The sequence below is a fragment of the Serratia sp. BNK-10 genome, assembly GCF_047456065.1.
Taxonomy (GTDB): Bacteria; Pseudomonadota; Gammaproteobacteria; order Enterobacterales; family Enterobacteriaceae; genus Serratia; species Serratia ureilytica.
In genome coordinates, this window is sequence record NZ_CP179894.1 from 2,459,842 (window position 1) to 2,481,036 (window position 21,195).

Sequence of the window (21,195 nt, forward strand, 5' to 3'; positions counted from 1 at the left end):
CATGACCGATCGCAACGCAGTGTTACCCGCGGCATGGAACGCCCTGGTCAGCGCCCTGTGCAAGGAAGCGCCCCACTTGCAAAACACGCTGGCCCCGGACGTCGCCCGCTTCAGCCGTATGAAAGCGACGCCCGGTGGTTTGTCCGCCGCGTTTACCACCAGCCTGCTCGGTTATAACGGCAGCCCGTTGGAGTTCACCGTCTCGTCGGCCAAACCGCAGGGGCTCGCCTGCACGCTGGATCCCTTTTTACCGCGCTACGCGCAGCGGCGCGGCGTCGAGGCGTTTGTCCGACACTGTCAGGCGATCACCGCAGCCCCGCTCGCCGATCCCGCCAACAGCCTGGAGGCGGTGCGACGCATGCAATGTGCAAGCGTTCAGCCGTTGCGCTTCGGCGCCTGGCTCGGGCGAAAATACGCCCCGGATGTGATCAAAACCAAAGTCTACGTTGAAACCCCCGCTGACATGGCGGCCGCGCCCGATGGGTTGCAGGAGCCGCTCGCCGCCGAGGCCCGCCGCGCGGCGGGATTGACGCTGCTGATGGCCGGGTATTATCCGGAGTCTGACGACTCTCCGCGCGAATATTACTACCAGTGGCACAGTGCGCGGATCACGCGCGACGATATCCTCGCCGTCATGCGGCTGTTCGAGGGAGAAAGCCGTTTTTCCGCCCTGATGCCGCTGCTGGACCGCGCGCTGCAGCAGCAGGACCGACGGGACTTCCCCCTGACCACCTACGGGTTCAGTCTGGGATACGCGCCGGACGGCAATTTGGAGAGTTTTACGCTGTTCGCCATGGCGGCAAGTTTTTTCGGCGACAACCGCCGCGTTTTTGACGGCATCACCGCGTTGCTGGCGCCTGATGGCCAAACCCTGCCGCTGCTTAACCGCGCGGTGAGCGAGCAGGTTCCGTTGCAGTACAACGTCGTCGGTTTTTCCTGCGATCGCCAGGGCAATCACAGCGTCAGCTGCACGTTCAGCCCGCAAAACGCGCATTTCGAAATCCTGCCATGCAAAGCGCGCGAAACGGCACCGCTTGTGCCATTGCCGTTGGCGGAGCTGCTGGCGCAGCAGTGTGCCAGCGGCGCCTTTCCCTCTCATGTCAGAACGCCGGATGGCCGCTGGCACAAGGATGAAAATGCTTTTGTCACCGCCCAGGTGCTCCGCACGCTGGATTATAGCGCCCAGACCGCGCCCCATATCGAACTGGCGCTCGACTTCTTGCTCGGTTGCGAGAGCCGCCCGCATCACTTCCATTTTTGGCCTGCCGGCAAGCACCCCACCTGGATGGCGGGCCAGCGGATCGACGCTGACATCGACGATACCGCCATTATCACTGAGCTCTTGTATCGATTTCATCGGCGCTCGTTGGCGCAAGCCAAGCAAACGCTGGCGCAGATGCAGGCTTATCAGGTACAGCGCGTCGAACGGCGGCTGAAGACGACGCCCTATCCCTGGGCCGAGTGTTACGCCTTTCACACCTGGATGAAAGACGACGGTGATATCACGCAGTTGGACTGCTGCGTGAATACCAACGCGCTGATTTTAATCCATGCGTTGACCGCCGCTCACGGCAGCCCGCCGCCGGCCTATCCGCGCATTATCCAAATGCTGAATCAGGCGGTGAGCTGGAGCGACGGCGATTACAACCGCCTCAACGCGTTAACGCCCTATTATGCCCACCCGCATGAGTGGCTGAGTACGCTGGAATACGCCAGGCAGCACGGGGTGCCGCAGCTTTCACCGGCGATCGATGCGCTGGCCGCCTGGCGCTTGCCGGCGACCAATGACGAAAGCCCGCTCTATCGCCGTCACGACGGTCATTTTCTTTGGACTTCCGCCTGCCTGAACCAGTTCAGACATCTGGCACGCCTTTCTTCCCTGGAGGATCGCTATGAACATCTTTCTCAATGATCTGGTGACGCTGAACAAGGTCATTTTGGACAACGCGCGCGAACAGTTTCCCGACGCCGAAGCCCCCCGTCTGCGCTACCGCGCCGCGCCCGCGCCGGTGGCCGACGAACTGCAGGCCGATGTTTGTACCGAAGTCGTCTCGGGAGAGACGCGCTATCGCATCGCTACCACCAGTGACGGTACGCGCTGGCATATGACGGTGGATTTCGCGCTCAGCCGCGCCGTTCAGCAGGTGCCCTACGTGGTGCTGACCTTCAGCACTTTCGGCAAGGTCGAAGAAATGATCTTCGAACAGGTTTTGCTGGACGCCCCGCCGACCCGCTACCGCGCCCAGCTCGACCTGGACCGCCTGGAACAGCGTGACGCGCTGCTGCGAGCGCTGTCGGATTATGACTCGCAAACCACGCTGGTGGTCGCCATCGTCACCGATAACGGGCTCCTCAACACCATCACCTCGCCGAAAGTCTTCTACTTCGCCGAGAACTACTATCCCTATATCTATCAGGGCATCCTGCCGCCGCCGCCGCGCCTGCAGCTGATCCTCACGCCGCTGGCCTTCGGGCATCTGTGGTACAACTACTATCAGGACTATGTACGAAAAAACTATCTTTATTACCTGCCGGATACTTTCCTGCTGGCGACCAACGCCGCCGAGGACGACAAACCGATGCTGTCTATCTCGTTTTCTGCAGCGCCGCACGCGACCTCGCTCAACGATGTCGAAGTGACGTTCGACTATTTCCTGTCGCCCAAGGTCAATCAGGCGCGCATCGGCGACGCCACCACACAGTTCACGCAGATGCAACCGGACGGCAAGCTGGCACCGTTCGCCAACGCGGACACCCTGACGCTGCAGCTGGGGCTGCCGGACGGAAAAACGGAGGAAAAAAACGCGCTGATCAATCTGCAGAGCGGCATCGTGGATTCATTCACGCTGCCCGCCAACCAATTTGGATTGATTTGGGATGCCTTCTTCGATCGGTCGCCGCAAAACCTGCTGCTCAAGGGATATCTGGCGGTGCAGTTCACCGGCTTCAACCCGGATAATCTGCCCGTAGCGCTGGCGCTGGATGCCAAATACCAGAACAGGCTGCCGGATTTCATCAAGCAATCCGCACCGGCGGACATCAATAAGACCGTGGAATTCCGCAGCGACGCCGGCGCCTACGATCCTGCCGGACCGCGACCAATCAAGCGTATGCTGGTCAGCATCGACAACCAAACCATTGAGCTGGACAAGGAACACCCCGTTCAATCGGTTAACGTGAAGATTTCCGTGCTGGAACTGATCCTGCATCCGGACAAGAAGCTGGTGTATCACTACGATTTGCAGATTATCTATGTCGACGGCGGCAAAAAGTCCTCCTACGACAATACGTCCAGCTTCGAGATTATTTACGTCCCCTGAACGGGGAAAGAATGGCGGCGCGGCCGGGCGGCATCCAGCCCGGTGCGCCGGAACAGAGGATCAGCGTTTTTTCTTTTTGTTGAAATCCAGCTCGAAGGCGAACACCGCGCTCTGAATTTTGCGCTCCATCGCCAATCCGAGCTTAAGAAAGCGGCATGACAGGCGCGAGAAGTGCACCACCTGGTCGTTATCGTCGGTTTCCTGATCGTCGTTGACCACCACCAGCTCCATATTGACCTTGAAGCTGCCGTAGCTGCCCAGATCCAGCTCCGCTTTCTTGAACTGCAAGCCTGGCTGGAAGAAATCCGGCAGCGGGCCGTCGAAGCGTAAACCGACGCCGCCGGCGGAGAGATCGTGGATCCGCAGCTCGTACGGCGTGCCGTCCGGGTATTCGCCGGTACAAAAGAATTGGCGCCAGTGCGGCGTAGTGATGCGGAATTGACGGCGACGCTGGATATAGACCAGCTCCTGCGGCAGCCGGGTCGAACAGGCCTGTACGCCCTGATGTTCGGTCAGCTCCGCCTGGGGGACGGAAAACTCGATTTTGGCGTCGTTGCTTTCAATCACGATGGTGCAAGCGCCGTCGATGGCGCTCGAGGCTTCCTCACCGCTAAACACGATATTGTCCGGCCCGACGCTCAATAACAGACTTTGAAACCGGTGCTGCTGATTTTCTACGCGCAGCGGCGTGCGTTGTTTGCAAATTTCTCGCAGAATCGCCAGAACTTCAAAACGCTCCCGTTTGATAAACAGTCCGTTATCGCTGTGCTCCACACGTGTCTCCTGACTTTTTTTCTAATGACGTCTTACGTATTCCTTACGGTTATCATCTCTGGGAATATTCCTAAAGTCAAATTTGCCAGCGTTGCCAGGCCTGCGGCAGCAGGCGCGCGAAACGTTTCGCCCATGCCTGTTGCCCGCGTTCGTCAGCGACCAAATCCTGGCGAATTTCGATGCCGACGTAAGGCAAACCGCGGCGCTCCGCGTGCACCGGCAACGTGTAATCGGTGGCGTCCGTCATCGCATAAGGTTCGTTAATACCCACCTGCAGATCCCCCTCTTCACGCAGCAGTTCAGCCAACAGCAGCGCAAATTCCGGGTAGCGGTTAAACAACAGCCCCACCTGCCAGGGGCGCGGTTGCCCCTTGAACACCGGCGTGAAGCTGTGCATGGCGATCACCGCCGTCGGCAGTTCGCGCAGTTGGCGTTGCCCCAGATGCTCGTCGATGGCGTGGTGATACGGCAAAAATACCTCGCGCTCACGCGCCAGCGCGTGTTCGGCGTCGATGCCGATATTGCCGGGGATGGGCGTCAGTTCAGACAAATGCGGGATCGAGCTGGCGATGCCGGGCGCCCGGTTGCAGTCGATCACCAACCGTGAGTAACGCTGATGAATCAGCGTGGCGTCCAGTTGGCGGCTCAGATGGCGCGATACGCCCAGCGCGCCGATATCCCAGCCGATGTGGCGCTCGATCTCCCCCGGCGGTAAGCCTAGATCCCCGAGGGATTGCGGTATCGCCTTGCCGGCGTGATCGCACAGCAGCAAAAATGGCGCTTTGCCGCGCGGGGTTTCAACGGCGGCGGCGGGCGGTTCATCGGCGGACAATAACGGCGGGATAAACGAATGAGGCATGAAAGGCTCCGGCGGTGGAAAGCAAAACGTTTATCGTAGCGCTATCCCGTCGCCGGCCCCAAGGTCGTGCTTAGATCAAAAAGGCATGAGTCAGACGCCGATCATGCCGTCTCGGCTTCCTGCGGCTGATGCACCGCAATATAACGTTGATAACGCGACGGCTTGAGCCGCGAGGTATCCACCAGCACCAGGCCGTCGATGCAGTTGTTGAAGGCCGGATCGGTGCCAAAGTCGATAAACTGCACCCCGCCCGGTTCGCACAGCTCGGTGTACTGTTTGTACAGCGTCGGGATCGAGCAGCCGATGTTGCTGAGCAGGCTCTTCAGCCGCACCAGATCTTCCTGGTAGTTATCCCCGGCAAACTGCGCCAGCACCTGCGGCAACGACGCCGGATAAGGACGACGCGACTGCGCGAAGGCGTGGTCCGGCGAGAAATAGAGCCGATAGAAGGCGATCAACAGATCCCGCGCCGCCAGCGGCATGCCGCCGGAAATGGATACCGGGCCGAACAGATAGCGATACTGCGGGTATTTCGACAGATAGGCGCCGATGCCCAGCCACAAATAGTCCAGCCCGCGCTTGCCCCAATAGGCCGGCTGAATGAAGCTGCGCCCCAGTTCGATGCCCTGCGCCAGGATCGGTTCCATATCGCGATCATAGTGGAACAGGCTGTTGCTGTAGATGCTCTCCAGGCCCTTACGCGCGATTTGTTCGGCGGTGGGGATAAAACGATAGGCGCCGACGATCTCCAGCTCCTCTTCATCCCACAGCACCAGGTGATAATAATCGTCGTCGTAGCTGTCCAGATCGCGGCGGCGGCCGGATCCTTCCCCCACCGCGCGGAAAGCGATCTCGCGCAGGCGCCCCAGCTCGCGCAGGATCGGCGTGCGCGCTTCATCGTGTCGGCGATAGAGATAGATGGTTTTGCCGTCCGGCGTCACCCCCAGTCTTTCGCAGTTCGCCAGCGCCTTTTTCAGCTCCAGACGCTCTTCCGGCAACGCGATCGGCGATTCGCTGGCGAACAGCCCCGGTTTGCCCTGGCCCAGGCGATACACGTGGCGGCGAAAGCGCTCCGCCAGATCCTTGGCGCTGGTGTGGCCGTCGTGCCAGTTGGCGAACGGCACGCGGCCGCCGATGCGGATCCTGATGCGCCCGCCCCGCTGCTGGAACATTTCACGCACCAGCAGCAGCGTCGACAGCGGACGGTAGACCAGCGACGTAAAGTAGAACAGGTTGCTGTTGCGCGCGCTGATATGAATCGGCACGATCGGCGCGCGCGCCTTGGCGGCCAGACGCAGAAAACCGGTATGCCAGTGGCCGTCGCGGATGCCTTTCGGGCTCATGCGCGACACTTCGCCGGCCGGGAACAGGATCAGCGCGCCCTGATTGTCCAGCTGCTGCTGCATGCCTTCTATCTGTTTGCGGCTGGTTTTATAAGCGACGTTATCCACCGGCACGAACAGGTTGCGCAGCGGTTCGATGTAAGTCAGCAGTTGGCTGGCCACCACTTTCACATCCGGACGCACCGCCGCGACGGCGCGCAACAGCACCAGTCCGTCGAGCGAGCCGATCGGGTGATTGGCCACGAGCACCACCGGCCCCTGGCTGGGGATGTTTTCCAGATCGCCGTCCACCAGCTCGCAGCTGAGGTTAAAGTAGTCCACCACCTGCTCGATCAGATCGAGCCCTTTCAGGTGGGGATAGTCGGCGGCGAACTGTTTGAATTCTTTTTCGAAGAGAAGGGTTCTTAGCAGGCTGCGCTGCCAGGCAGGGGTATTGCGGTGTGGAAATGCATCTTGCAACAGAGAATCCAGGCTGAACATCGCGTTATCTCCTGACGTAGTCGCTGCAAACTTAAGCCAGAGCCATGACTCTGACATGTCAGTCACATGACAATAAAATGAATCCATCGACTATCAGGTATAGCAAAGTAATGGCGATTTGGGAGCGAAAGACGCATTTTCGCCCCCACTTCCCCTCACATCGGCGCCAGCAACGCTTCAATGCGGCGGTTCACCGCCTCACGCAGGCGCTATCGGCTGCAGATCCTCGCCGGGATGGGCCACGAACGGATCGCCGGAGGGAAACGCATGGCCGCTGTCGTTCACCCTCACCCGCTGCAATGCGGCGCTATTACACGCGCCGGCATAAAAAAACAGTGAAAGCCCGGCGGCTGCCGAATTATCGCTGCGGCTTTCGGCCTCGACGGACTAAATAATTAAATGCCGGGAATTGTCGACTGAAAAATAACGAATTTGCCGTTTTCAGTTTGCGTTGACGCTGCTTTCGGTTGGCGCTCAAACGAAAGCAAAAACAAATATAAGCAACTGATAGATATAGATATTTTAAAATTAATCGATTGCATTTCAGTGTTTCGTTTGCTGTAATTCGCCACGAACAACTGAAAGCGCTCCGGTCGGTATTGCTGCGGCTTATTAAGCCGCGGTCGGGCACGGCTACAGGTAAATCAGGAGTCTGCGTTAATGATCACTACCGCAAAACGCCGGGAATTAATTATCGACCCGCTGTGCCGCGAAGGCGCGTCGCGCGTGGAACCGCTCAGCCAGCTGCTTTCGGTCTCCAGCGTCACCATCCGCATCAATCGCGACGTCAAACACACCCTCGCCGACGCCAGCAAATTCGGCCGCACAAGTTTTTGCACGATCGCGACATCGGCCAGATCCACCGCCTGGTCACCGACAGCCGCATTCCAGAACACTGTCTGCAGGCGCTGCACCCTTTAGGGATCGACGTGATTATCGCCGACCGTTAACCGAGGATTTTTAAGGAGCTGTCATCATGAACGCGTATTTCTCTTACGAGGCGAATTGGCTGAAGCAGCGCAACGCCTGGCACACCGCCGCAGAAATTTGGCAACAGCCGGATCTGTGGGCGGCGCTGCACCGGCAGCTGCAGGATCAACAGGCGCAATGGCAGCCGTTTCTGGCGCCGCTGCTGGTCAATCCGCGCCTGCAGATCGTGCTGTGCGGCGCCGGCAGCTCGGCGTTCGCCGGCCGCGCCCTGGCCCCCTGGCTGCGCGAACGCACCGGCCGCGACGTGGTGGCCTACGGCACTACCGATATCGTCGCCAACCCGCTGCAGTATCTCGACCCTGAGCGGCCGACGCTGCTGGTCTCCTTCGCCCGCTCGGGCAACAGCCCGGAGAGCGTGGCGACGGTGGAGCTGGCCGACCAACTGCTGCCGGAAAGCTACCACCTGATGCTGGTGTGCAACCCGGACAGCAAGCTGGCGCAGTATGCGCATCAGCGCGACAACGTCTGTTCGCTGGTGATGCCGCAAGGTTCTAACGATCAGAGCTTCGCCATGACCTCCAGCTTCAGCTGCATGATGCTGAGCGCCGCGCTGCTGCTCGGCCCCCTGTCGCTCGAGGCCGCCCAGGCGCCGCTGCACGCCATGGTGCAGCGCTGCCGCGCACTGCGAGAAACGCTGCAGCCGCAGGTGAAGGCGCTGGCCGCCGGCGGCTTCCGCCGCTACATCACCCTTGGCGGCAGCTGCTTTACCGGCCTTGCCGAAGAGGCCTCGCTCAAGATGCTGGAGCTGACCGCCGGGCGCATCGTTACGCGCTACGACTCGCCGCTCGGCCTGCGTCATGGTCCGAAATTCATGGTCGACGGCCAGACGCTGGTGGTGTTGATGTTCTCGCGCGACGACTACGCCCGCCAGTATGACCGCGATCTGTGGAACGAGCTGCAGCGCGATGGGCAGGCGATGCAGCTGGTCGGATTGACCGGCGGGCGCCAACCCCTCGCCGATACCCTGCTGCATATGCACGATGCGGCAGACGATATCTGGCTGCTGTTCCCGTATCTGCTGTTCACCCAAATGCTGGCCTTCGAGAGTTCGCTGGCGCTGGGGCTGACACCAGACAACCCTTGCCCGACCGGCGAGGTTAACCGGGTGGTGAAAGGCGTGACGATTTACCGTTTTCCTTCCCCCGTGCAGTAAGGAGATCCCATGTATCTGATAGCCAACCGAGACATGCTGCTCAAGGCGCAGCGCCAGGGTTACGCCGTTCCGGCGTTTAACGTTCACAATCTGGAAACCGTGCAGGTGGTGGCGGAGACCGCCGCCGAGCTGCGCTCGCCGGTGATCATGGCCGGCACGCCCGGCACCTTCAGCTATGCCGGCACCGACTACCTGATCGGTATCTGTCAGGCGGCCGCGCACCGCTACGATCTGCCGCTGGCGCTGCATCTGGATCATCACGAAGAGCTCGATGACATCGAGCACAAGGTGAAAAGCGGCATCCGCTCGGTCATGATCGACGGCTCCCATTTGCCGTTCGAGCAGAATATCGCCAAGGTGGCCGCCGCAGTGGCCCTGTGCCATCGCTACGGCGCCAGCGTGGAGGCGGAGCTGGGACGCCTGGGCGGGCAAGAGGACGATCTGATCGTCGATACGGCGGACAGCTTCTATACCGACCCGGTGGCGGCACGCGAGTTTGTCGCCGCCACCGGCATCGATTCGCTGGCGGTGGCGATCGGTTCCGCCCACGGCCTGTATCACGGCGAACCGAAGCTGGACTTCGAACGCCTGGCGCTGATCCGCGAACAGGTGGACGTGCCGTTGGTGCTGCACGGCGCCTCCGGCATTCCGGAAGCAATGGTCAAGCGCGCGATCTCGCTCGGCGTTTGCAAGGTCAACGTCGCCACCGAATTGAAAATCGCCTTCGCCGATGCGGTAAAAAGCTACTTTTCACAGCACCCGGATGCCAACGATCCGCGCAAATACATCGTCCCCGGCAAGCTGGCGATGAAAGAAGTGGTGGCGGAAAAGATCCGCATCTGCGGCAGCAGCGGCATGCTGTAACCCCACGCCCGCCCCCGGTTTCAGTGGCTGCACCACGGGGGCGAAAACATCCCGCCATTTTCCGCTTTCCTGAGAGAACGATCACAGCCTGTTATCCCGCCCGCGCCGGAAATCATTAACCGGTCTTCACTATGATCCAAATCATGGTTTTACTCATCCTACCTCTCTATTATCAAATTCATTGAATGCAGGCAGTAGGATTTTTGCCCATTCGTTTTTATTTCGCCAAGCGAAATAGCTTATTTAATGAAAACAAGCGCGCTTGTTTTTTAATTGGCAGTGTTTTTACTCTGAAAGGAACAGCGTATGAACCATTACTTAGCCGTATTAAGCGCATTGGTCATTCTGCCCTTCGCTCTGCAAGCAAAACCGCTTTCCGGCAGCCAGGTCGCCTCTGGCGTCGTACGCTTCACCGGCGCCATTACCACGCCTGCATGCACCGTCAAACATCAGGATGAAAAGCTTATCTCCAGCTGCTTCGGTAAAGTGACGGAATATCAGAAAGGGTATATATCCTCTTCGTTAAAAGCGATGCCAAAAGAATTAGTTTCTGCCGTCAGCAGTGAGATGGTGAATAACGATCCCCATTTAAAACGCGTGACCATCAGCTATAAGTAACCACAAAGCGTTAATGCCTGCTGAAATAATAAACAAGACACAACTTGTCTTGATTACTTATAAATTTATTTTATAAATTTATCACACAATAACTCCCCGACTTACCGTAAGCCGGCTATTCGGGCGACCCTGCGGTCGCCCATCAGCATGTCCGAAATCCGCCATCGCTCCCTTCCATTTCATGCGATAATCGCCCTACCAAACCGAGGAGTGATCCAGATGCAGACTTTTTTGATTGATCGTACCGCCACGCCGGTGGGAGAACTGGTGCTGATTGCCGATGAACAGGGGCGCCTGCGGGCGATTGACTGGACCGATCACGAAGCGCGCCTGATGAAGCTGCTGAATACCCACTACCGCGCCGATCGGTTCACCCTGCGCGAACAGCGCGATCCCAGCGGGCTGACCGACGCCATGCAGCGCTATTTCGCCGGTGAACTGAGCATTATCGATCGGTTGCCGGTGATGACCGCCGGCACCGAGTTCCAACGCACCGTCTGGCAACAGCTGCGCCAAATCCCCTGCGGCGAGATCCTGACCTACGGCCAGCTCGCGCAACGCATCGGCCGTCCGACCGCCTCGCGCGCGGTCGGCATGGCCAACGGTTCAAATCCGATCAGCATCGTCGTGCCCTGCCACCGAGTGATCGGTTCGCAAGGCGCACTGACCGGCTATGCCGGTGGCGTACAGCGCAAACAATGGCTGCTGCAGCACGAAGGCTACCTGCCTAAAAGCCTGCTGTAGCCGCGCCAGGCGATTATCCGGCGCCATTGTTTGGCGACGCTTAATAAAGCCCATTGCTCAACGCCACGCTCGCAGGCCGCTGGGCCCTATGAATAACTTGTGTGAATAAAACGCATAAGTCACAAATAATACTCATAACTTCAGTCCCCTACAGAATAATCGGCGGCATGTGTGCGTAAAATTCGCACACAATGCCCCTATTCAGACTAATGCTACCCTTATCAGCTGCGGCAAAAGATGTTAAAATTGACTCATATCAATTATTGAATGAGCGTAATCTATGATCCCGGAAAAACGCGTGATTCGTCGTATCCAGTCTGGTGGTTGTGCGATCCATTGCCAGGACTGCAGCATCAGCCAGCTGTGCATTCCTTTCACCCTTAATGCCCACGAGCTGGATCAGCTCGACAACATAATCGAGAGGAAAAAGCCTATTCAGAAAGGCCAGACCCTGTTCAAGGCCGGCGACGAGCTGAAATCGCTGTACGCGATCCGTTCCGGGACCATCAAGAGCTACACCATCACCGAGCAAGGCGACGAGCAGATCACCGGCTTCCACCTGGCGGGTGACCTGGTGGGCTTTGACGCCATCGGCGGCCTGAAGCACCCAAGCTTCGCCCAGGCGCTGGAAACCTCGATGGTGTGCGAAATTCCGTTCGAGACCCTCGACGATCTGTCCGGCAAAATGCCAAACCTGCGTCAGCAGATCATGCGGTTGATGAGCGGCGAGATCAAAGGCGACCAGGACATGATCCTGCTGTTGTCGAAGAAAAACGCCGAAGAGCGCCTGGCGGCGTTCGTTTACAACCTGTCGCGCCGCTTTGCGGAGCGCGGTTTCTCTCCGCGCGAGTTCCGTTTGACCATGACCCGCGGCGATATCGGCAACTATCTCGGCCTGACGGTGGAAACCATCAGCCGGCTGCTGGGCCGCTTCCAGAAAAGCGAAATCCTCAGCGTGAAAGGCAAATACATCACCATCGAAAACGCCGACGCCCTGTCGGTGCTGGCCGGTACGCCGCGTATCAACGTGACCGTCAACGCCTGATTCTCCTGCCGGATCACCATTTCCCCGAAATTGTTGATCCGGCACGCTTCTGTTGTTGTTCTGTTTTTCAATGTTGGGTTACTCTGTAAATTAACAGACTGTTGATTTCAGCTGTAAGGAGGCCCTATGGCGAAGTATCAGAATCTTCTGGTGGCTATTGACCCCAATCAGGACGATCAGCCGGCATTGCGCCGCGCCGTGTACCTGGTAAAACGGAACGGCGGGCGCATCAAGGCCTTCCTGCCCATCTATGACTTCTCTTACGAAATGACGACCCTGCTCTCCCCGGATGAAAGAACGGCGATGCGGCAAGGTGTGATCAGCCAACGCGCCGCCTGGATCAACGAGCAGTGCCGTTTCTATCTCAACGACGGCGTGCCGATCGAAATCAAAGTGGTCTGGCATAACCGCCCCTTCGAAGCCATCATTCAGGAAGTGCTTTCCGGCCAACATGACCTGCTACTGAAAATGGCGCACCAACACGACCGGTTGGAGTCGGTGATCTTTACCCCCACCGACTGGCACCTGCTGCGCAAATGCCCTTGCCCGGTGTGGATGGTGAAAGACCAGCCCTGGCCGGAAGGCGGCAAGGCGCTGGTGGCGGTCAATCTGGCCAGCGAAGAACCCTATCACGATCCGCTCAATATCAAACTGGTGCAAGAAACCGTCGAACTGGCGCAAAACGTCAACCAGACCGAGGTTCACCTGGTCGGCGCCTATCCCGTTACCCCGATCAACATCGCCATCGAATTGCCCGACTTCGACCCGAGCGTCTACAACGACGCCATTCGCGGCCAGCATCTGATCGCCATGAAGGCGCTACGGCAAAAATTCTGCATTAAGGAAGAGTTCACCCACGTGGAAAAAGGCCTGCCGGAAGAGGTGATCCCCGATCTGGCCGAACACCTGCAGGCCGGCGTGGTGGTGCTGGGCACCCTGGGCCGCACCGGCATTTCAGCCGCCTTTATCGGCAACACGGCGGAACATGTGATCGATCATCTGAAATGCGACCTGCTGGTGATTAAGCCGGAAAACTTCAACTGCCCGATCGAGGCGGATGAAGACGACGAACACGACGACGAAGATTAAGCTTCGCGCATAAAGAAACGGGCCGCTGAAAAGCGGCCCGTTTTTCTTTGGTTGCCCAATTTTACTTCTGCAACGCCCGCAAAATCGCTTCCACGCTGTCTTTGGCGTCGCCGAACAGCATTTGGGTGTTCTCCTTGAAGAACAGCGGGTTCTGCACGCCGGCGTAGCCGGTGTTCATCGACCGTTTGAACGCGATCACGTTCTGCGCTTTCCACACTTCCAATACCGGCATGCCGGCGATCGGGCTGCGCGGATCTTCCAGCGCCGCCGGGTTCACCGTATCGTTGGCGCCGATCACCAGCACGGTGTCGGTATCCGGGAAATCGTCGTTGATTTCATCCATCTCCAGCACCACGTCGTACGGCACCTTCGCCTCTGCCAGCAGCACGTTCATGTGGCCCGGCAAGCGCCCCGCGACCGGGTGAATGCCGAAGCGCACCTTCACGCCGCGCGCCCGCAGTTTTTCGGTGATTTCCGCCACCGGATACTGCGCCTGCGCCACCGCCATGCCATAGCCCGGGGTGATGATCACCGAGGTGGAGTTTTTCAACTGCTCGGCCACCTCTTCCGCCGTGGTTTCACGGTATTCGCCCATCTCTTCGGCATCGCCGGTGGATGAACCGTCGCTGCCGAAACCGCCGGCGATCACGCTGATAAACGAGCGGTTCATCGCCTTGCACATGATGTAAGACAGGATCGCCCCCGAAGAGCCCACCAGCGCGCCGGTGACGATCAGCAGATCGTTGCTCAGCATGAAGCCCGCCGCGGCGGCCGCCCACCCCGAGTAGGAGTTGAGCATCGACACCACCACCGGCATGTCGGCGCCGCCGATCGAGGCGACCAGATGCCAGCCGAACGCCAGCGCGATCGCCGTCATCAGCAGCAGCGTCACCACCTGCCAGCCCACGCTGTCGGTGCGCACGAACGCCACCAGCAACAGGAACGAGATCACCAGCGCCGCCAGGTTCAGCTTGTGACGATTCGGCAGCATCAACGGCTTGGAAGAAATGATGCCGCGCAGCTTGCCGAAGGCGACGATCGACCCGGTGAAGGTCACCGCACCGATAAAGATGCCGAGGAACACTTCGGTCAGATGGATATTCGCCATCACCGGTTCCATCGGCGCACCGTGATCCAGATAACTGTTGAAACCGACCAGCACCGCGGCCAGGCCAACGAAGCTGTGCAGCACCGCCACCAGCTCCGGCATTTCGGTCATCTCGACCTTCTTCGCCAGATAGACGCCGATCGAGCCGCCGATGATCATAGCGATGATGATCCAGCCGACGTTGCCGGAATCCGGCCCCAGAATGGTCGCGATCAGCGCGATCGCCATGCCGGCGACGCCGAACAGGTTGCCCTGCTTCGACGTTTCATGACGCGACAGGCCCGCCAGGCTGAAAATAAACAAAATAGCGGCAACAATGTATGCAGCTGTAACCAATCCTCCAGACATTTGTTACCCCTTAGTTCTTGCGGAACATCTTCAGCATGCGCTGAGTGACGGTGAACCCACCGAAAATATTGATGCTGGCGATCAGCACGGCGATAAAGGAGAGAAAACTCACCCAGCCGCCGTGGCCAATTTGCAGCAGCGCACCGACCACGATAATCCCTGAGATCGCGTTGGTGACCGACATCAACGGGGTATGCAGCGCATGGCTGACGTTCCAGACCACGTAGTACCCGACCACGCAGGCCAGCGCGAACACGGTAAAGTGCGACAGGAACTCTTTCGGGGCTGCGTCCGCCAGCCAGCCGAACAGCAGGATCGCCAGAGCCATCAGGCCGTACTTCAGCCACGGCGAGGTCGGCTTGGCTTCAGGTTTGGCGACCGGTGCGGCGGCGGGCGCCGCTTTCGGCTGGGCGGAAACCTGGATCGGCGGCGCCGGCCAGGTGATTTCACCGCTGCGCACCACGGTAACGCCGCGGATCACCGTATCGTCGAAATCGATATCGATCTCGCCGTTCTTCTCTTTCGACAGCAGCTTCAGCAGGTTGACCAGGTTGGTGCCGTACAGCTGCGAAGATTGTGTCGGCAAGCGGCTCGGCAGATCGGTATAGCCGATGATTTTCACGCCGTTGTCGGTCACGGTAATGGTGTCGGCCACGGTCAGTTCGCAGTTGCCGCCGGTTTGCGCCGCCAGATCGACGATCACGCTGCCCGGCTTCATCGACGCCACCATCTCTTTGGTGATCAGCTTCGGCGCCGGTTTACCCGGGATCAGCGCGGTGGTGACGATGATGTCAACCTCCGCCGCCTGTGCGGCGAACAGCGCCATCTCGGCCTTGATAAAGGCTTCGGACATCACTTTGGCGTAACCGTCGCCGCTGCCCGCTTCCTCTTCAAAATCCAGCTCGAGGAATTCCGCGCCCATGCTCTGCACCTGCTCTTTCACTTCCGGGCGGGTGTCGAAGGCGCGCACGATGGCGCCGAGGCTGCCCGCAGCGCCGATCGCCGCCAGGCCGGCCACGCCGGCGCCGATGATCATCACCTTGGCCGGCGGCACTTTGCCGGCGGCGGTGATCTGGCCGGTGAAGAAGCGGCCGAACTCATGCGCCGCCTCGACGATGGCGCGGTAGCCGGCGATGTTGGCCATCGAGCTCAGCGCATCCATCGACTGGGCGCGCGAGATGCGCGGCACCGAGTCCATCGCCAGCGCGGTGACGTTGCGCGCCGCCAGCTTGGCCATCAGCTCGGGGTTTTGCGCCGGCCAGATAAAGCTGACCAGCGTGTTGCCTTCGCGCATCAAGGCGATCTCGTCGTCTTGCGGCGCGTTGACTTTCAGGATCAGATCCGACTGCCACACTTCGTTTTCGTCGACCAGCGCCGCGCCGGCGGCTTCGTAGGCGACGTCGTCAAAACTGGCCAGTTTGCCCGCCCCGCGTTCAATCGCGACGGTAAAACCCAGCTTCAGCAGTTGTTCCACCGTTTTCGGCGTGGCTGCGACCCGGGCTTCATTGGCCAACCGCTCTCTTGGTACACCAATACGCATAATGTTCCCTTCTCACCTGTCTTGGATGATGTTTATTATTTTCCTGCCCATAGAACGGCGCCATCGGCGAGCGAGGCGTCAACTTGCCCGCACTGATTTCAGACGCCAACTATAACCTACTGAAAATAAGGTCGATGATCCATAATTGCTTACGCATTCAGCCCTGTTTTTACATAAAAACGCCGGGCGCGATATGACAAATCGCAATTTACAGTGAAAAAATGCATACAGAACAGCACATTCTGCATGATTAGAGGTTTGCGCCCGGCGTAACGATTTATCGCCATGCGGGGCGGACAAGCATAAAAGTTATCATTTTGTGAATAATTAACACTAATGACACCAAAGCCTTTATTATGGAAACTTATGGCGGCGGCGCCATCCGTGCGACCCGCGTCACCGTCAAGGATTTGTCGCACGGGATAACATAAAATGCTGAGACAGTTTTCAGAATTACATGTAATAATCGACGGCTGAATTACACTTAAACAGTTCAGTACGTTATAAACGTTAATGCGCTAGGCGAAAGGATTTTTTATGAAGCTGAAGACCACGATCATCGCGTCAGCCTTGTTATCACTCACCGCGCTGTCCGCTCATGCGGCGCAAGAGTTAACTCCTGAGAAAGCAGCGGCGCTGAAGCCGTTTGATCGCATCACGATTACCGGCCGCTTCAATGCGATCAATGAAGCCGTCGACGCCGTATCCCGCCGTGCAGACAAACTGGGTGCCGATTCCTTCTATATCCAGGACAGCAACAACAGCAACAACGGCGGCAACTGGCGCGTCACCGCAGACCTTTATCATAAAGATGCGCCAGAAGTGAGCAAAACACCAAAATACCGCGTATTTAACGGCGTGAATGAACTGCCTAAAGAGGAAGCCTACCTGCTGGAGCCTTACGATACCGTGAGCGTCAGCGGTTTCTACCGCAGCCAGCCGGACATTAACGACGCCATCTCCAAAGAAGCGCAGAAAAAAGGCGCCGCCTCATTCTTCATCGTGCGCCAGGTTGACGCCAACTCCGGCGGCAACCAGTTCGTCACCGCCTACATCTATAAGGCCGATGCGCCGAAACGCCGCGTGCAGAGCCCGGACGCCATCCCGGCCGATTCTGACGCCGGCCGCGCCGCGCTGGCCGCCGGCGGCGCCGCAGCCGCGAAAGTCGAAATTCCTGGCGTCGCGTCTTCCGGTTCACCAAGCCGCGAAGTGGGCCGTTTCTTCGAAACCCAGTCCTCTACCGGCCAACGCTATACCGTCACGCTGCCTAACGGCACCAAGATTCAGGAAGTGAACAACGTGACCGCCGCGCAGATGGTGCCGTTCGATTCCGTCACCTTCACCGGCCACTTCAACAGCATGACCGACGTGTCCACCGAAGTGGCGAAACGCGCGGCCGAGAAAGGCGCCAAGTACTACCACGTCACTCGCCAGTGGCAGAACAAGAGCGGCGGCAACCTGACCGTCAGCGCCGATCTGTTCAAATAAAACCCGCTTTTCGGTTTACCATCGGGCAGCCCTTGAGCTGCCCGTTTTTATTGCCGCTCTTTTCGCCGCTCGTTGAATAGTTTTTTGTAAATTCCGCATATTCAATCATTGCATCTCTAATCATCCCTCCGTAGAATTTGCGCCAATTTTTAGGGCTATTGTCTATTAGCGCAATGGTTGTTAACACATTGTTGCCGCCAAGCAGTTCCCTTCCAGTTGTTTATTCTGCGTTCAGGATCCGTCATTGGAAAAAAAACTCGGTCTTACCGCGCTAACCGCTTTGGTGCTCAGCTCGATGCTGGGCGCCGGCGTGTTCAGTCTGCCGCAAAACATGGCGCAGGTCGCCAGCCCCGCCGCGCTGCTGCTGGGTTGGGGGATCACCGGCGTCGGCATTCTGTTTTTGGCGTTTGCCATGCTGTTGCTTACGCGTCTGCGCCCGGATCTGGACGGCGGCATCTTCACCTACGCCAAAGAGGGATTCGGCGAGCTGATGGGCTTCTGCTCGGCCTGGGGTTACTGGCTGTGCGCCGTGATCGCCAACGTCTCGTATCTGGTGATCGTGTTCGCGGCATTGAGCATTTTCACCGATCGCGGCGGCAACGTTATTCTCGGTGACGGCAATACCTGGCAGGCGCTGATCGCCGAATCCGCCCTGCTGTGGATCGTGCACGCGTTGGTGCTGCGCGGCGTGCAAACCGCCGCCAGCATCAATCTTGCGGCCACCCTCGCCAAGCTGCTGCCGCTGGGGATGTTCGCCGTTCTGGCGGCGATCGCCTTTAAAATGGACGTGTTCACGCTGGACTTCCAGGGGATCGCCCTCGGCAAGCCGGTATGGGAACAGGTCAAGGACACCATGCTGATCACCCTGTGGGTGTTTATCGGCGTGGAAGGCGCCGTGGTGGTTTCCGCGCGCGCGCGCAATAAGAAGGACGTGGGCCGCGCGACCATGTTGGCGGTGCTGTCGGCGCTGGCGGTGTATCTGATGGTCACCTTGCTGTCGCTGGGCGTGGTGCCGCGCAGCGAACTGGCCGACATGCGCAACCCGTCGATGGCAGTGCTGATGGTGGAACTGATTGGCCCGTGGGGAGACGTGATCATCGCCGCCGGTCTTATCATTTCCGTGTGCGGCGCCTACCTCAGCTGGACCATCATGGCGGCGGAAGTCCCCCTGCTGGCCGCACAGCACGGCGCATTTCCACGCGTGTTCGGCAAACAGAACCGCCATCACGCCCCATCGTCTTCGCTGTGGCTGACCAACATCGCGGTGCAGCTGGCGTTGGTGCTGATCTGGTTGACCGGCAGCAACTACAACTCGCTGTTGACCATCGCGTCGGAAATGATCCTGGTGCCTTACTTCCTGGTCGGCGCATTTCTGTTCAAGGTGGCTTACCGTCGTCGCGACAAGCGCCTGATCTTCGCCGCCACCGGCGCCTGCGTCTATGGTTTATGGCTGCTGTACGCTTCCGGGCTGATGCACCTGCTGATGTCGGTGCTGCTGTATGCGCCGGGCCTGTTGGTGTTCATGTACGCCCGCCGCGGCCATCAGGATATCAATCTGCTGAATCGCCTGGAAAAAGGCAGCATCTTACTGCTGCTGGTGGCCACGCTGCCCGCCGGCTGGTTTATGCTGCACTAAAGTGTCCCGTCAATGCGGCTGCCCGTCAGCCGCATTTTGCTTCCTCTTTTTCCCCTGCTACCGCGTTCCCCCCCTTTGCACAGTCAGCCATGCGCCACGCTTGCGATCTCAAATGCAATTAATTATCATTATCATTTATTGGTTGATGGCAAGACGCGAGTGCCCCTGGCGAGAGGCGTCAGGCGGCGGATGAAGACAGGTTGAATATGGAAGGCATTTCATGGCTGAGAAACTGCTGCACGCATTACCTTTGTTTACCGCTTGGGAGGCGCTGATCGCCGAGGGCAACATGGCGTTTAATCAGCGGCACGATCGCCAGGCGATGGCGCGCTATCAACAGGCGCTGGAGGGGGCTCAGGCGATCATCGCCGAGAAGCCCTGGCTGAATGCGGAATATACCGCCAGATTTGAAGCGCTGAATATTTTCGAGTCTGCCCTTGCCGCGCTGATCGTCACGTTCAACAACATTACCCATCTGCGCCTGCGGCAGAAGCCTCTGCGCGGCGTCGAGCTGCATGTTCATCAGGCCCGAGTCGCTATCGAGCAACTGTTGGACGATACGTCGCTGTGCGAACAGATGCAGCAAATCGCCGAACGGCACCTGCTGCGCTTCAGGATTGAGACCCTGCACTTGCTGCGCGAACACCGGTTGCCGGAAACCAGCGTCTGCGCGCCGGCGGCCAACGCTTCCGCTACCTTGCATTAAAAGTGACACACCAATCTGAGAGCCATCTGTAATGAATGAATTGAATGACGAGATGAAGAAGATGCTGGCTAAACAGCTGCCTGTGCAGGCGACCAGCAGCCCGAACGGCGTTCCCGATATCGGCCCCAAGCGCTCTTTGCGCCTCTATGATGACCGTACGCTGATTTACAACGAAAATACCGGTGGCCAAACGCTGAAAAACATCAAGGCCGGCTCGAAAATGGCCGTTGTGGTCATCGATCGCGAGGCGCTGGACGGTTACCGCTTCGTTGGCACGCCCGAACTGTTTCTGGCGGGCAAGCCGTTTGACGATGCGTTGACGTTTGCGGAAAAAAACGGAATGAAGCCGCCGAAGTACGCGGTGTTAATTCATATAGACAGTATTTATACCCTGCGCTCCGGCCCGAATGCCGGGACCCAGCTCTAGACGCCGGCCGTCATGCGGCGTGAGACATCACGTTCATGGTTAGGCCATCGCGACGAGTCAATTGCCTAACCATGAACGGGCGGCCGGGTTGATGCCCGGTCAGCTTTTGGGAGGGATCGCGACGGTCATGCGTTCACCCACCAGAGTAATCGCAATGCCTTCCGCACACTCTTTCTGAATGGCCGCCAGTTGTTGAGCCTCCAGCGCATAAGGCAACTGAATATCAAACACCGCCAGGCCCTGCTGCTGCGCCAGGTCAATCAGGCGCACGATGTTGGTTTCATCGCTGACCTGCGTCGACACCACCTGCAGCGCCAACTCTTTTAACTGCTCTTTGCGCGTTTGCGACGTGGTCACGCGCGATTTCAACACCATGCCGAAGATCGGCATCACACCATAAATAGCATCAACAAAGCGCCAGTGCTTCCTGCACGATGCGGACAGAAAATCCATATAGTCGAAACAGATTTTCTCACTGCGCGCGATGGATGCAAGGTGATTGCTGTTCATCCCCTCATTCCTCTCATGGCCAGTGTTAACCCGTGGTCTTTCAAGCCGCCGCCGGGGGCAACCTGAAATGCATTGGGGATCTTATATCCAGAAATGGATAATCATGCGAAGCTTTAACGACTTTCCGCCGTATGATGGCATAATTCCCCTATT

General features: G+C 58.7%; 19 protein-coding genes and 1 pseudogene. 13 read left to right on the top strand and 7 right to left on the bottom strand.

Features of this window, described 5'->3' with window-relative positions:
• Position 1: 1 nt before the first annotated feature.
• Complete coding sequence (locus ACMGG9_RS11980) at positions 2-1,912, top strand: hypothetical protein (RefSeq protein WP_414162232.1); 1,911 nt, start codon at positions 2-4, stop codon at positions 1,910-1,912.
• On the top strand, positions 1,893-3,320 hold the full coding sequence (locus ACMGG9_RS11985; protein WP_164106222.1) for a hypothetical protein: 1,428 nt from the start codon (positions 1,893-1,895) through the stop codon (positions 3,318-3,320). Before ACMGG9_RS11980 ends, ACMGG9_RS11985 begins: the two co-directional genes overlap by 20 nt.
• Before the next feature lie 60 nt (positions 3,321-3,380).
• Here the strand turns inward: ACMGG9_RS11985 and ACMGG9_RS11990 are convergent, their stop codons facing one another.
• From ACMGG9_RS11990 to ACMGG9_RS12000, 3 genes are all read right to left on the bottom strand, one after another.
• Positions 3,381-4,094: a flagellar brake protein gene (locus ACMGG9_RS11990; protein WP_033643201.1), complete on the bottom strand. Its 714-nt coding sequence runs from the start codon at positions 4,092-4,094 to the stop codon at positions 3,381-3,383.
• Between the two features lie 76 nt (positions 4,095-4,170).
• Positions 4,171-4,953 carry an N-formylglutamate amidohydrolase gene (locus tag ACMGG9_RS11995; protein WP_033650300.1) on the bottom strand — a complete coding sequence of 261 codons (783 nt, stop codon included), beginning with the start codon at positions 4,951-4,953 and terminating at the stop codon, positions 4,171-4,173.
• 101 nt (positions 4,954-5,054) lie between these two features.
• A complete protein-coding gene (locus ACMGG9_RS12000) occupies positions 5,055-6,776 on the bottom strand; it encodes a lysophospholipid acyltransferase family protein (RefSeq protein WP_033643203.1) in 1,722 nt (573 codons plus the stop codon).
• Positions 6,777-7,574: 798 nt separating this feature from the next.
• On the opposite strand from ACMGG9_RS12000, the pseudogene ACMGG9_RS12005 reads away from it, so the two are divergent.
• From ACMGG9_RS12005 to uspE, 7 genes and pseudogenes are all read left to right on the top strand, one after another.
• Positions 7,575-7,726: pseudogene (locus ACMGG9_RS12005) on the top strand (DeoR family transcriptional regulator); the annotation flags it as partial.
• A gap of 26 nt (positions 7,727-7,752) precedes the next feature.
• Entirely contained in the window at positions 7,753-8,919 is a 1,167-nt protein-coding gene (locus ACMGG9_RS12010; RefSeq protein WP_033643204.1) for an SIS domain-containing protein, read from the top strand.
• 9 nt (positions 8,920-8,928) lie between these two features.
• Positions 8,929-9,783, top strand: coding sequence for a tagatose bisphosphate family class II aldolase (locus ACMGG9_RS12015; protein WP_033650298.1), 855 nt, complete (start codon positions 8,929-8,931; stop codon positions 9,781-9,783).
• Positions 9,784-10,089: 306 nt separating this feature from the next.
• Positions 10,090-10,401, top strand: a complete 312-nt coding sequence (locus tag ACMGG9_RS12020; RefSeq protein ID WP_414162233.1) for a hypothetical protein — start codon at positions 10,090-10,092, stop codon at positions 10,399-10,401.
• A 219-nt stretch (positions 10,402-10,620) separates the two neighbouring features.
• Positions 10,621-11,145 (top strand): methylated-DNA--[protein]-cysteine S-methyltransferase, encoded by a 525-nt coding sequence (gene ogt, locus ACMGG9_RS12025; RefSeq protein WP_004938274.1) that lies wholly within the window; start codon positions 10,621-10,623, stop codon positions 11,143-11,145.
• 280 nt (positions 11,146-11,425) lie between these two features.
• Complete coding sequence (locus tag ACMGG9_RS12030) at positions 11,426-12,190, top strand: FNR family transcription factor (protein ID WP_004938278.1); 765 nt, start codon at positions 11,426-11,428, stop codon at positions 12,188-12,190.
• A 126-nt stretch (positions 12,191-12,316) separates the two neighbouring features.
• Positions 12,317-13,279, top strand: coding sequence for a universal stress protein UspE (gene uspE, locus ACMGG9_RS12035; RefSeq protein WP_004938281.1), 963 nt, complete (start codon positions 12,317-12,319; stop codon positions 13,277-13,279).
• A 61-nt stretch (positions 13,280-13,340) separates the two neighbouring features.
• On the opposite strand, the gene pntB is transcribed toward uspE, so the two are convergent.
• Both pntB and pntA read right to left on the bottom strand, forming a co-directional pair.
• A complete protein-coding gene (pntB, locus tag ACMGG9_RS12040) occupies positions 13,341-14,735 on the bottom strand; it encodes a Re/Si-specific NAD(P)(+) transhydrogenase subunit beta (RefSeq protein WP_025159771.1) in 1,395 nt (464 codons plus the stop codon).
• Positions 14,736-14,745: 10 nt separating this feature from the next.
• Positions 14,746-16,275, bottom strand: coding sequence for a Re/Si-specific NAD(P)(+) transhydrogenase subunit alpha (pntA, locus tag ACMGG9_RS12045; protein WP_414162234.1), 1,530 nt, complete (start codon positions 16,273-16,275; stop codon positions 14,746-14,748).
• 537 nt (positions 16,276-16,812) lie between these two features.
• On the opposite strand from pntA, the gene ydgH reads away from it, so the two are divergent.
• On the top strand, positions 16,813-17,763 hold the full coding sequence (ydgH, locus tag ACMGG9_RS12050) for a DUF1471 family protein YdgH (RefSeq protein WP_025302966.1): 951 nt from the start codon (positions 16,813-16,815) through the stop codon (positions 17,761-17,763).
• Here the strand turns inward: ydgH and ACMGG9_RS12055 are convergent.
• Positions 17,756-17,950: a hypothetical protein gene (locus ACMGG9_RS12055; protein ID WP_127897184.1), complete on the bottom strand. Its 195-nt coding sequence runs from the start codon at positions 17,948-17,950 to the stop codon at positions 17,756-17,758. The two genes, ydgH and ACMGG9_RS12055, sit on opposite strands and share 8 nt — an antisense overlap.
• Positions 17,951-18,007: 57 nt before the next feature.
• Between ACMGG9_RS12055 and ACMGG9_RS12060 the strand changes: the two genes are divergently transcribed.
• The 3 genes from ACMGG9_RS12060 to ACMGG9_RS12070 all read left to right on the top strand — a co-directional run bounded on the left by ACMGG9_RS12060 (position 18,008) and on the right by ACMGG9_RS12070 (position 20,532).
• Complete coding sequence (locus ACMGG9_RS12060; protein WP_033643208.1) at positions 18,008-19,399, top strand: amino acid permease; 1,392 nt, start codon at positions 18,008-18,010, stop codon at positions 19,397-19,399.
• Between the two features lie 220 nt (positions 19,400-19,619).
• Complete coding sequence (locus ACMGG9_RS12065; protein ID WP_047026034.1) at positions 19,620-20,105, top strand: hypothetical protein; 486 nt, start codon at positions 19,620-19,622, stop codon at positions 20,103-20,105.
• Positions 20,106-20,157: 52 nt separating this feature from the next.
• Entirely contained in the window at positions 20,158-20,532 is a 375-nt protein-coding gene (locus ACMGG9_RS12070) for a pyridoxamine 5'-phosphate oxidase family protein (protein WP_226886078.1), read from the top strand.
• Between the two features lie 99 nt (positions 20,533-20,631).
• Here ACMGG9_RS12070 and ACMGG9_RS12075 read toward each other — a convergent pair whose 3' ends face one another.
• A complete protein-coding gene (locus ACMGG9_RS12075) occupies positions 20,632-21,042 on the bottom strand; it encodes a hypothetical protein (RefSeq protein WP_033643211.1) in 411 nt (136 codons plus the stop codon).
• Between the last annotated feature and the right edge of the window lie 153 nt (positions 21,043-21,195).

Excerpts from the sequence above, each read along its gene's own strand:
- ACMGG9_RS11980 (WP_414162232.1), top strand. The coding sequence starts at position 2 with ATGACCGATCGCAACGCAGTGTTACCCGCGGCATGGAACGCCCTGGTC.
- ACMGG9_RS11985 (WP_164106222.1), top strand. The coding sequence starts at position 1,893 with ATGAACATCTTTCTCAATGATCTGGTGACGCTGAACAAGGTCATTTTG.
- ACMGG9_RS11995 (WP_033650300.1), bottom strand. The coding sequence starts at position 4,953 with ATGCCTCATTCGTTTATCCCGCCGTTATTGTCCGCCGATGAACCGCCC.
- ACMGG9_RS12000 (WP_033643203.1), bottom strand. The coding sequence starts at position 6,776 with ATGTTCAGCCTGGATTCTCTGTTGCAAGATGCATTTCCACACCGCAAT.
- ACMGG9_RS12010 (WP_033643204.1), top strand. The coding sequence starts at position 7,753 with ATGAACGCGTATTTCTCTTACGAGGCGAATTGGCTGAAGCAGCGCAAC.
- ACMGG9_RS12015 (WP_033650298.1), top strand. The coding sequence starts at position 8,929 with ATGTATCTGATAGCCAACCGAGACATGCTGCTCAAGGCGCAGCGCCAG.
- ACMGG9_RS12020 (WP_414162233.1), top strand. The coding sequence starts at position 10,090 with ATGAACCATTACTTAGCCGTATTAAGCGCATTGGTCATTCTGCCCTTC.
- ogt (WP_004938274.1), top strand. The coding sequence starts at position 10,621 with ATGCAGACTTTTTTGATTGATCGTACCGCCACGCCGGTGGGAGAACTG.
- ACMGG9_RS12030 (WP_004938278.1), top strand. The coding sequence starts at position 11,426 with ATGATCCCGGAAAAACGCGTGATTCGTCGTATCCAGTCTGGTGGTTGT.
- uspE (WP_004938281.1), top strand. The coding sequence starts at position 12,317 with ATGGCGAAGTATCAGAATCTTCTGGTGGCTATTGACCCCAATCAGGAC.
- pntB (WP_025159771.1), bottom strand. The coding sequence starts at position 14,735 with ATGTCTGGAGGATTGGTTACAGCTGCATACATTGTTGCCGCTATTTTG.
- pntA (WP_414162234.1), bottom strand. The coding sequence starts at position 16,275 with ATGCGTATTGGTGTACCAAGAGAGCGGTTGGCCAATGAAGCCCGGGTC.
- ydgH (WP_025302966.1), top strand. The coding sequence starts at position 16,813 with ATGAAGCTGAAGACCACGATCATCGCGTCAGCCTTGTTATCACTCACC.
- ACMGG9_RS12065 (WP_047026034.1), top strand. The coding sequence starts at position 19,620 with ATGGCTGAGAAACTGCTGCACGCATTACCTTTGTTTACCGCTTGGGAG.
- ACMGG9_RS12070 (WP_226886078.1), top strand. The coding sequence starts at position 20,158 with ATGAAGAAGATGCTGGCTAAACAGCTGCCTGTGCAGGCGACCAGCAGC.
- ACMGG9_RS12075 (WP_033643211.1), bottom strand. The coding sequence starts at position 21,042 with ATGAACAGCAATCACCTTGCATCCATCGCGCGCAGTGAGAAAATCTGT.